Raw genomic sequence first — 10,656 nt, 5'->3', positions numbered from 1 at the left:
TACAAGCCGTGCAAGGGACGGTGAAATCCGTTGAACGCGTCGGTCAAAGCAAAAATGACCGAGTCAATGCCATGGCGGCGGCGAACTCGGCGATGGATGCCTATCGAGCCGGACAAGCGGTGGGACAGGCAGGAAAAGCGATGCAAGAGGCGATGGAAAATGGAAATATGGATTCCGTGGTGGGGGCACAAATCACTTACGGCCAACAAAAGAGCGAATCACGTACGCATACTGAAGGCAAAACCGCGGCCAAATCACAAGTGAATGCCGGAGGCAAAGTGAATATTGTTGCCACAGGGGCAGGCAAAGCATCCAACATCACGATTCAAGGTTCAGACGTGTCCGGTAAACAAGGGACCTTCTTGGAGGCGGACAATGACATCAACATCACGGCAGCCGAACAAACGCACAAAGAGCGCAGCACCAATAAATCGAGCGGCTTTAATGCGGGCGTGGCGATGAAAGTGAGCAATGGCGTTGCCACCGGGATTACGGTTGGCGGCAACTATGGCAAAGGTTACGGCAATGGTGATGAAACCACATACCAATCCAGCCACATAGGCGATATGAACAGCCAAACCACGCTTCAAGCCGGGGGTGATGCCAATATCATCGGTAGCCAAGTGAAAGGCAAACGTGTAGAAGTCAATGCCCAAAACCTCAACATCGAAAGCTTGCAAGACACTGCCACATACAAAGGCAAACAAATGAACGTGAGTGGGAGTGTGACGATGGGTTATGGCGTCTCAGCAGGGGGCAGTTTCAACAAGTCCAAAGTCAACGCCGACCACGCGAGTGTGAATGAACAAGCTGGCATCTATGCGGGGGATGAAGGCTATGATGTGAATGTGGAAAATAAAGTGTCATCTATTGGCGGAGCAATTCTTTCACAAGCGTCAAAAGAAAAGAACCAATTAACCGCACAAGATTTTGAATATTCAAATATTCAAAATTATTCTCATGCGAAATCATCCGCTATGGGATTAATGGGAGGATTTTCCGTAAATCGCGACCAAACTTCAGATGAGGATAAAGAGCTTAATAAAATTTATCGTGAAGGTCGAAGTAATGAAACTTTTGACCAAGCCAATCCAAATCAGGCTAATCAATCACCGGTAAAATTTGGCTTAGATAAAGATGATATACATAGTTCGGATTTATATGCCGCTGCTAAAATGGGTTTAGCAAATTTAGCCAGTAATAGTAGCCAAAAAGAAAACCGTCAAAGTACGACTTATGCAGTGATAAGCGATGGAAATTTCAATATTGGTAGTCAAAAAGGCAAAGAAAATATTGAAAGTATTAAAAAATCAACCGAGCAAGAAGCGAATAAACTTGAAAAAATAGATTATTCGCAAATGCAGAAAGAGGTTGAGCAGGATGTTGCAACGATTCAAGCGTTTGCGAAGAATGTTGGTGGTGCTACGGATGAGGCTTATCGAACAATGTTTATCGCAGAACATCGGATGTTTACTCATAAAGTGGATGAAAAAGGGAATCCTATAAAGGATCCAGAAATCCTGAAGAAAATAAATGAAGAAGCAGATGCTAAGGGGTTAGATAGAACAGAATACCTTAAGCAGCAACTAGAAAAAGGACGTAATATTTATGTATTGCATGAATTATCCGATCAAGAGCGTAATCAATTACAAAAAGTTACGTATACTGATCCAAAAACAGGGAAAACAGAGAGTAAATATGTCGTTGCATTTAATGGCATCTTTAATAATCATAATGCAGCAGCAAAATTTGCGGTACAAAACTATATTGCGGGCAGGGATGATAAAACAGGAAATATAAATCAAAAAATATATAAAGATGTTTATTTTGTTCATCATCCAAAAGCGAATAATGCCTTTTCAGAACTCCTAGTTGCCGGTTATGAAAAGATGTTCGAAGGTTCTTTTGGAAACCTATTAGGGATGGATAATTCGAGTTTACAAGCGATGAACATGATGAAGCAATATGGTAAAGATGATTTATACCTCGGTTCTCATAGTCGTGGAACATTAACTGTTAGTAATGCATTAAAAGCATTAAATACAGAAGACAACCGAGAGAAAAAATTGCTTTCAAACACCACTGTTAAAATGGTGGGTCCTGCAGCTGATGTTACAAGAGCGGATGGTTATTTAAGTCAATTGCAAACGGGTAAAGAAAGAACCACTTCAAATGGTTCAATTCGGATTGAGAATCATGCTAGTGACCCTGTTGGTAGTATGCCGATTTTATTGGGAGGAAACCCTGCAACAACATCTGAAAATAATCTCAATAAAGGTTTGGTTGAACGTATTAGTGATATATTTGGTGACACTTCATCAGTACATAATTGCTATGGACTAGGGCAACAACAATGCGTTATTGATGGATATCGAACGAAGGGAGATCTAAAAATGGGAAATGAGGAGACCATTTTTAATTTAAATAAATCAAAAGGAGAATAATATGAAGATTCTATTTTTTATATTTGGTTTGCTAACAATCAATGCTTGTTCTTTTGGAGGATTTCAACCACCACCACCATATTATCATTGGCAGCTACATAATGAGAAAGCATTATTTCCGAACTCAGATCCTGATGTTTTAACTAAATATCTTGATAGAAGAGAAAAAGATATGAAGGATTGCGGTATGGATTTTGTGACAGGGGAAAGTGATAATCCAGAGGTGAATCTTTGTTTAGAGAAAAAAGGCTGGTATTTAAAAGGCGGACCTGTTTGTGAAAATACACTAATGTGGGATAGTCCAATATGCATCCAATGGCGAAAAAAACACAGCAAACCTGATGCTAAGCCTTGGCAGTAATTAAAAAAGGCGCTTAAAAGTGCGGTCAATATTCAGTGAATTTTAAAATCTCTTGAATATTGACCGCACTTTTAGTTGATAGGCACAAGCGAGGACGCTTGCGCCATCGTGGGGGATACCAAGGATAAAAATGCTAATCTATCTTTACCAAAAATTATAAAATATAGCGGAGATAAATAATGGCTAATATAATAAAATTAATACCTTTCATAATGATTTTGCAATCTTGTTGCTTAAGTAGTAGTAATTCCTGTTTTATTTATAGGTTTTGGAATGGGGATTATTCTGTGAGGAATAACGCCGCTGAGTTTGATAAAGAAAGACGAGTCTTTTATGAAAACGAACCTCAAGAAACAAAGTTATTGAGGGTTAAAAATGAACAATACTGCAATAGGCTAGCTAACTCATTGTTTTATGAGAAAAAACATAAATATGGTGATACTTATAGAGTTAATATGAGTGATATTTTTGTTCATTGTATGAGAGTAAATGGAACACCTTTATATAAAGACATACCTAAGGAGTATGAATGGCTTACTGATGAGGATGTAAGAATAAAATAACAAAGTGAGAAAAGTGGATTCATGTATTAATTTTTTTTATTCTTGCATGAATATTTGATTCACATACTACACCCCAGATAGCGCGCGTCTCCTGACGCGTGCTTGTATCTATCTAAAAATAAACAAACTGAAGTTATTCATGAAAATAGTAAGAATCTTAATCAAACGAAATCAATGTTTTGGACACGCATCAGGAGGCGCGCGCCATTGTGGGGTATCCGGCTAAGTTTGGAACGGCAGTAGATTCTTTTACTAGCGAATACTTAAATCAGAAATTAAATAATAATGAAAAAAATATAAAAATCAGATTAGAGGTGTTTACAGTGATAAGTAAGATTCTCCAGTATTTTATTTATTCTGTTTTTCTATCTGTGATTTTATCTGTAGGGGTTTCTATATTTTTAATTATTATGTCTTTTATAATTAATGGAGGATATATTTCTTGGGAGGAGGTAAGAGAAATAATTATTTTTTGTTTTAAAGGTTTCTTTTTAGGTACTCCTTTGCTCTTGTTATCAATAATAATTTCAAATAAAGTGAGAAAGTAATTATTAATGATAGTAATCCAAAAGATAGCCCTCTTAGATAGCGCGCGTCTCCTGACGTGTGCTTGAATCTAACTAAAATAGACAAACTGAATGAAGTTGTTAATAAAAATAGTGAAAACCTGAATCAAACAAAACGGATGTTTTTGGCACGCGTTAGGAAACGCGCACTATCTGGGAAAAAATCAGGCGTGCTGGGCGGAGGCCTAGGGGTTACGTTTGGCGCCCAAAAGCAAACGCTAGAAAGCGATAAAACGAAGTTTTATGCACAGGGCAGCCAAGTGGGGAGCTTAAATGGCAACACCACTCTCATCGCAAAGAACCATTACACCCAAACGGCAAGTCAGGTGAGTGCGGTGAACGGCGATGTCAATATTTTGGCGAAAAACGTCGACATTAAAGCGGCAGATGATAAATATGAAACCAATACCAAACAAACCTTTGAGCAAAAAGGGGTAACCCTTGCCGTCACCTCGCCGATACTGTCTGCTTTACAAGCCGTGCAAGGGACGGTGAAATCCGTTGAGCGCGTCGGTCAAAGCAAAAATGACCGAATCAACGCCATGGCGGCGGCAAACTCGGCGATGGATGCCTATCGAGCCGGACAAGCGGTGGGACAGGCAGGAAAAGCGATGCAAGAGGCGATGGAAAATGGCAGTGTGGATTCCGTGGTGGGGGCACAAATCACTTACGGTCAACAAAAGAGCGAATCACGCACGCATACTGAAGGCAAAACCGCGGCCAAATCCCAAGTGAATGCCGGCGGCAAGGTGAATATTGTTGCCACAGGGGCGGGCAAAGCCTCCAACATCACGATTCAAGGTTCGGATGTGTCCGGTAAACAAGGGACCTTCTTGGAGGCGGACAATGACATCAACATCACGGCAGCCGAACAAACGCACAAAGAGCGCAGCACCAATAAATCGAGCGGCTTTAATGTGGGGGTGGCGATGAAAGTAAGCAATGGTGCGGCTGTTGGGGCTACTTTAGGCGGCAATCACGGAAAAGGCTATGGCAATGGAGATGAAACCACTTATGTGGCTAGCCACGTAGGTGATAGCCAAAGTAAAACCGTGATTCAAACCGGTGGTGATGCGAATCTCATCGGTAGCCAAGTAAAAGGCAAACGTGTAGAAGTCAATGCCCAAAACCTCAACATCGAAAGCTTGCAAGACACTGCCACATACAAAGGCAAACAAATGAACGGAAGTGGGAGTGTGACGGTGGGTTATGGCGCATCCGTTGGAGGTGGTTTCAACAAGTCAAACATCCATGCCGACCACGCGAGTGTGAATGAACAAGCCGGCATCTATGCAGGGGATGAGGGGTATGACATCAACGTCAACCATACGGATTTAAAAGGCGGTCTCATCACCTCGACACAAAAGGCGGAGGATGAGGGCAAAAACCGGTTTAGTACGGGCACGATTACACATTCAGACCTTGAAAACCACTCAAACTATAGCGGAAGTAGTTTTGGCGTGAGCGGCAGTGTGGCAGCGAATTTTGACACACCGTTTGGGAAAGAGGGTCAAGCGCAAAGTAGTAAACAGGCGGTGGATGATGATGGCAATCCGATTTATAGAAACGACCGAGGAGAATTGACCACAGAAGCCAAAAATGCGCAGGGTAAAGACAACGCAAAACAACTTGCTACAGGTTGGGATTCTTTGGATGGCAATATGTCTGCTGGGTATGGTACTGATAAATCAAGTCAAAGTAGTGTAACTAAATCGGGAATTAATACCGCTCATATTGAGATACGGGATGAAAAAGCGCAGTTTGAAAAAACAGGCAAAACGGCGGAGGAAGTCCTTGAGACAATTAAAACAGACATTACCACCGAAACGGCAGCACAACATTCCGGTAAGTTGGAAAATCAATTTAATAAAGAGGACGTACTAAAAGAAATTAACCTTCAAGTTCAGGTCACAAAAGATTTTATTGATAATGCACAAGAGATTAAAGATAAGGTGATAGACCATTATCAAGAGCCTAAACGCAAGGAATTACGTCAAGCTATCACAGATTTTCACAACGCAAAAGTAGAAGATAAGGCAAAGTATGAAGACAAAATTAATGCGCTAATTAAAGATATTTATGCATTAGAGCATATTCGCAGCGGTTTAGACTTAGCAACAGGTGTTGTTGCGGGTTCGCCAAAAGTGATGTCCGCAAAAACGCTAATTTCCGTTATTGACACGGAAACGCGACGGGAATCCTTGAAAAACTCTTTGCTCGCTGCACCGGTGGAAGATGTCAATGACGGCGGAAAACTTTATAGCAATGTGGGACATAATTCAGGGGCATTTGATGGCATTAAGCTCGGTGGTGTGCGGATGAATTATGGGATTATTTGCGGTGAGAATAATCAGCGTTGTAAAACGGATAGTAAGGGAAATTTAGTTCGAAATGAAAAAGGGCATATTGTTTATATAGGAGATAAAGAAAACAATAAATATTTAAAAGTTAGCTCTTTATTTGATGATAAAAATGAGTCTGGTAAATTATTTGGTGCAACTGGTGGCTTCCAAGCGATTAAAGGAACTATGTTTGGACTGGAATACAAACCTGGTTCGTTCTTAGATAAGCTTACTGAAACTTATGCTGGGCAACATGATTTAGTTGGAGGGCAATTATTTTTCTACGATAGAGAAGGAAATGGGAGACGAAATTTAACTGAAAAACAACAATTTTGGATTGACCGTTATTCAGAAGCTGCTGTTGTTGGAACTACACCAACAACGTTACCGAAAACTTTACCTATAGAAGTAATGAATCTTCTTTTTGGCTGGAGGTAATATAATGAGATATTTAATTATATTTTTCCTTGCTTTGGTATTAAGTAGCTGTTTTATTTATTCATCTAAAGATGATTGTATATATGGCCTAACTTCTACTCAATGTTTTGGTGAATCATATTCCCCAGTTGCTAAATTTCAAAAATCTTATAGTTTGGGATATACCGATCCTAAACAACGATGGGACGATTTAGTTTCTTGTGGCGTAAAGCTAGGAGATGTGACATTACATAGTGCTTGGCAAAAAGCATTGGAACCATTAAATAAAGAATTATTAGAAAAATTATCAGCTAAATTCAGAGCTTGTATGAAAAATAAAGGATATATTACGATTGATTCTTGTGGAAGGAAAAATTCAACAACAGATAAAGGTCTGTGTAATGAATAGAACTATGGGAAATACGCGGTGTTTCTATGCATTCTGATAATTCTTTACTTGCTCCACCTATTGAAGATATTAACAACAATGGGAAACTTTACAGTAATGTGGGGCATAATTCTAGGGCGTTTGATGGTATAAAACTTGGAGGAGTGAGAATGAATTATGGAGTGATTTGTAGTTCAAATTACGAACGATGTAAGACAGATAATAATGGTAAATTACTTCGTAATGATAAAGGAAATATTGTTTATATAGGAAATCAAGAAAACAATAAATATTTAAAAGTTAGCTCTTTATTTGATGATAAAAATGAGTCTGGTAAATTATTTGGTGCAACTGGTGGCTTCCAAGCGATTAAAGGAACTATGTTTGGACTGGAATACAAACCTGGTTCGTTCTTAGATAAGGTTACGGAAACTTATTCGGGGCAACATGATTTAGTTGGAGGACAATTATTTTTCTATGATAAATATGGAAATGGAAGAAGAGATTTAACTCCTCAACAAGATCAATATATTGATTATTTTTCTATTGGTGCTGTAGGAGCAGTCACTCCGACAACAGTCCCTCATACTTTACCTATAGAAGTTATGAATTTGTTGTTTGGGGTAAGATAATGAAAAAAGTTATATTTATCCTAATTTTTATATCCACCATAACAGGATGTTATTCAGCAAAAGACGATTGTTATTATGGAATGACAACAATTTGTTTTGGTAAACCATATAGCCCAATTGCTAAATTTCAAAAACCTTATAGCTTTGGGCATACGGATTCCGTGAAAAGAATGGATGATTTGGTAAGCTGCGGATTAAGAAAAGGGGATTTAAGTATGAGGAGTGCTTGGGCAATGGATCATTTACCAAAGGCTGATCCCCATTTACAACAAAAAAATTGGGATGCTTTTTTTAAATGCATGGAAATAAAAGGTTATATATGGGTAGAAGATTGTGGCAGAAAGAATTCTACTTCAGATAAAGGATTATGTAATGAATGATGAATATAACTTATCAACCAAAACAAAGGCAAACGTGTAGAAGTCAATGCCCAAAACCTCAACATCGAAAGCTTGCAAGACACTGCCACATACAAAGACTCCTAGATAGCGCGCGTTTTCTGACGCGTGCTTATATCTAACTAAAAATAAATAAAATGAAGTTATTAATAAAAATAGTGAGGATCTGAATCAACTGAAACGGATGTTTTGGGCACGCGTTAGGAAACGCGCACTATCTGGGGCTTTATCCGATGTAATGTCATCAGATATGTTTGAACTTTTGATGAAAATAGTAGGTAAATAAAATGAGATACTCCTTATTTTTTCTTTGTTTTATATTAAACGGATGTTGGTATTCAAACGGATGTTTTTATACTCCACAAATAGTTAATTGTGTTGATAAGGGGAAAGAATATCCATTAATTGCAGGGTATCAAAAAAAAGAACTACTAGGACATACAAACTCAAAACAACGATGGAAAGATCTTGTTTCTTGTGGAGGAAAGTATGGTGATATAAATCTACACTACTATCCGCAAAACTATCAAATAAATGACAAAAGATATAAAAATCTTGATGAATGTATGAATACTAAGGGGTATATATATCTTTCTCCCGCTGAATGTGGCTATCAAGATCCTAAGTGGGATAAGGGAAAATGTAATTTATAAAGCATTGAATTTATTATTTAAATAGAGTGCGGTCAAAAATTTGGGAGTTTTTAAATTTTAAAAACAATCTGAAAAATGACCGCGCTTTTTTAGAGAAAGAAAATTAATTCGTCATCAAGGTAGTGTGCGTTAATTGTTGGTTCACGCACTTTGCGCTAGTTATGGAGATGGAAATAATGAAAATTTTAGTTATATTCTTTATGACTATTTTTATTCAATCTTGCCTTTTATATTCTTCAGAAGATGAGGCTTGGCATAATCTTAATCAAATGTACAAAGAGGCTAATGGAAGGGAAATATGTATGAAATATAAAGGAAATGTACATGTCATGTATTATTGTGAAAATGAAAACAAAGAACAATAGCAAAGTAGAAAGTAAAAAATACCCCAGATAGCGCGCGTCTCCTGATACGTGCTTAAATCTAACTAAAATAGACAAACTGAATAAAGTTGTTAATGAAAATAGATGAAAAACTGAATAAAACGAAATTGATGCTTTGGGCACACGTTGGGAAACGCGCGCCATCGTGGGAAATATTGGGCCTTCATTTAACACAATAAAATTAAATGATAAAGGAAATAAAAAATGAGAAATTTAATATTGTTATTATTTTTTGTTATCTCTGGGTGCTACATAGATAATGGAGCCCCCCATTCAAATTATTATTGGAAAAAAGATGGAAAAAAACTTAGTTATGAAGACATAATGTATTGCTCCAAAAAAGTGAATGAGAAATCTAGCAAAGTTTATGTTAATCCAAGTTGCTATTATGATTTAGGATACAGGTTTACGGCACCAATATATTGGTGTTTATCATTAGATTCTTCAATAAACAAAGAAGTATGTGAACAATATAAAAAATATAGAAACTAATATAAAAGTAAATACCTCATCCACCAAAAGTGCGGTCAAAAACACGAGAGATTTTGACCGCACTTTCGTAAATTCCCGTTGACTTCCCATCTCCCTCTTCCCCACAATATGCGCTTGTTTATTTCGTTTTAACACAAGGAAAGAAAATGGCGTTTAGCTCATTGTTTACTTTATTGGATGATATTGCAGCGTTATTGGACGATGTGTCTGTGATGACCAAAGTGGCCGCCAAGAAAACGGTTGGAGTGGTGGGAGATGATTTGGCGTTGAATGCCAATCAAGTGACCGGTGCCACTGCGGAACGGGAATTACCCCCCTAGATAGCGCGCGTCTCCTGACGCGTGCTTATATCTAACTAAAAATAAACAAAATGAAGTTATTAATAAAAATAGTGAGGACCTGAATCAACTGAAACGGATGTTTTAGGCACGCGTCAGGAGACGCGCGCCATCGTGGGGGATATATTTGGTGACAATTCATCAGTACATAATTGCCATGGACTAGGACTAGGACAACGACAATGCATTACTGATGGATATCGAACTGAGGGAGATCTTAAAATGGGAAACGAGCAAACCATTTTTAATTTAAATAAATCAAAAGGAGAATGATATGAAGATTCTATTTTTTATATTTGGTTTGCTAACAATCAATGCTTGTTCTTTTGGAGGATTTCAACCACCACCACCATATTATCATTGGCAGCTACATAATGAGAAAGCATTATTTCCGAACTCAGATCCTAATGTTTTAACTAAATATCTTGCTAGAAGAAAAAAAGATATGAAGGATTGTGGTATGGATTTTGTTACCGGTGAAAGTGATGAGCCAGAGGTGAATCTTTGTTTAGAGAAAAAAGGCTGGTATTTAAAAGGCGGACCAATCTGTGAAGAAAAAACAATGTGGAATAGACCTGCATGTATTCAATGGCGAAAAAAACATAGCAAGCCTGATGCTAAGCCTTGGCAGTAATTAACAAAGGTGCTTAAAAGTGCGGTCAATATTCAGTGAATTTTA

The 10,656-nt window shown here is 38.1% G+C and carries 11 protein-coding genes and 2 pseudogenes; all 13 read left to right on the top strand.

Going from position 1 to position 10,656, the window contains the following annotated elements; all coding sequences use genetic code 11:
* The coding region (locus HMPREF9065_RS10385) for a hemagglutinin repeat-containing protein (RefSeq protein WP_021616885.1) at positions 1-2,444 on the top strand (2,444 nt) is incomplete at its 5' end.
* Between the two features lies 1 nt (position 2,445).
* On the top strand, positions 2,446-2,805 hold the full coding sequence (locus HMPREF9065_RS01255; protein ID WP_021616884.1) for a hypothetical protein: 360 nt from the start codon (positions 2,446-2,448) through the stop codon (positions 2,803-2,805).
* Between the two features lie 179 nt (positions 2,806-2,984).
* Positions 2,985-3,368 carry a hypothetical protein gene (locus HMPREF9065_RS01260; RefSeq protein WP_021616883.1) on the top strand — a complete coding sequence of 128 codons (384 nt, stop codon included), beginning with the start codon at positions 2,985-2,987 and terminating at the stop codon, positions 3,366-3,368.
* Between the two features lie 179 nt (positions 3,369-3,547).
* Positions 3,548-3,916: a hypothetical protein gene (locus HMPREF9065_RS01265; protein WP_021616882.1), complete on the top strand. Its 369-nt coding sequence runs from the start codon at positions 3,548-3,550 to the stop codon at positions 3,914-3,916.
* Between the two features lie 170 nt (positions 3,917-4,086).
* Positions 4,087-6,294: pseudogene (locus HMPREF9065_RS0109590) on the top strand (hemagglutinin repeat-containing protein); the annotation flags it as partial.
* 424 nt (positions 6,295-6,718) lie between these two features.
* On the top strand, positions 6,719-7,102 hold the full coding sequence (locus HMPREF9065_RS01270; protein WP_021616880.1) for a hypothetical protein: 384 nt from the start codon (positions 6,719-6,721) through the stop codon (positions 7,100-7,102).
* Between the two features lie 26 nt (positions 7,103-7,128).
* Positions 7,129-7,713, top strand: coding sequence for a hypothetical protein (locus tag HMPREF9065_RS10380; RefSeq protein ID WP_021616879.1), 585 nt, complete (start codon positions 7,129-7,131; stop codon positions 7,711-7,713).
* Positions 7,713-8,093: a hypothetical protein gene (locus HMPREF9065_RS01280; protein WP_021616878.1), complete on the top strand. Its 381-nt coding sequence runs from the start codon at positions 7,713-7,715 to the stop codon at positions 8,091-8,093. Before HMPREF9065_RS10380 ends, HMPREF9065_RS01280 begins: the two co-directional genes overlap by 1 nt.
* Before the next feature lie 12 nt (positions 8,094-8,105).
* Positions 8,106-8,198: a hemagglutinin repeat-containing protein gene (locus HMPREF9065_RS10490; protein WP_156901116.1), complete on the top strand. Its 93-nt coding sequence runs from the start codon at positions 8,106-8,108 to the stop codon at positions 8,196-8,198.
* Positions 8,199-8,398: 200 nt separating this feature from the next.
* Positions 8,399-8,764 (top strand): hypothetical protein, encoded by a 366-nt coding sequence (locus HMPREF9065_RS01285; RefSeq protein WP_021616877.1) that lies wholly within the window; start codon positions 8,399-8,401, stop codon positions 8,762-8,764.
* A 176-nt stretch (positions 8,765-8,940) separates the two neighbouring features.
* Positions 8,941-9,129, top strand: coding sequence for a voltage-gated potassium channel (locus tag HMPREF9065_RS01290; RefSeq protein ID WP_232209102.1), 189 nt, complete (start codon positions 8,941-8,943; stop codon positions 9,127-9,129).
* A 656-nt stretch (positions 9,130-9,785) separates the two neighbouring features.
* Positions 9,786-9,953: pseudogene (locus HMPREF9065_RS10010) on the top strand (DUF808 family protein); the annotation flags it as partial.
* A 298-nt stretch (positions 9,954-10,251) separates the two neighbouring features.
* Positions 10,252-10,611 carry a hypothetical protein gene (locus HMPREF9065_RS01295; protein ID WP_021616873.1) on the top strand — a complete coding sequence of 120 codons (360 nt, stop codon included), beginning with the start codon at positions 10,252-10,254 and terminating at the stop codon, positions 10,609-10,611.
* Positions 10,612-10,656: the final 45 nt, after the last annotated feature.

The sequence above is a fragment of the Aggregatibacter sp. oral taxon 458 str. W10330 genome, assembly GCF_000466335.1.
GTDB lineage: Bacteria > Pseudomonadota > Gammaproteobacteria > Enterobacterales > Pasteurellaceae > Aggregatibacter.
Note: the sequence above shows the minus strand (reverse complement) of the source record. Positions and strands in the feature narration are given on the sequence as shown.

What these genes read in the sequence shown, in the direction of transcription:
- HMPREF9065_RS10380 (WP_021616879.1), top strand. Translation starts at nt 7,129, where the DNA reads ATGCATTCTGATAATTCTTTACTTGCTCCACCTATTGAAGATATTAAC.
- HMPREF9065_RS01280 (WP_021616878.1), top strand. Translation starts at nt 7,713, where the DNA reads ATGAAAAAAGTTATATTTATCCTAATTTTTATATCCACCATAACAGGA.
- HMPREF9065_RS01295 (WP_021616873.1), top strand. Translation starts at nt 10,252, where the DNA reads ATGAAGATTCTATTTTTTATATTTGGTTTGCTAACAATCAATGCTTGT.
- HMPREF9065_RS01270 (WP_021616880.1), top strand. Translation starts at nt 6,719, where the DNA reads ATGAGATATTTAATTATATTTTTCCTTGCTTTGGTATTAAGTAGCTGT.
- HMPREF9065_RS01285 (WP_021616877.1), top strand. Translation starts at nt 8,399, where the DNA reads ATGAGATACTCCTTATTTTTTCTTTGTTTTATATTAAACGGATGTTGG.
- HMPREF9065_RS01260 (WP_021616883.1), top strand. Translation starts at nt 2,985, where the DNA reads ATGGCTAATATAATAAAATTAATACCTTTCATAATGATTTTGCAATCT.
- HMPREF9065_RS01255 (WP_021616884.1), top strand. Translation starts at nt 2,446, where the DNA reads ATGAAGATTCTATTTTTTATATTTGGTTTGCTAACAATCAATGCTTGT.
- HMPREF9065_RS01290 (WP_232209102.1), top strand. Translation starts at nt 8,941, where the DNA reads ATGAAAATTTTAGTTATATTCTTTATGACTATTTTTATTCAATCTTGC.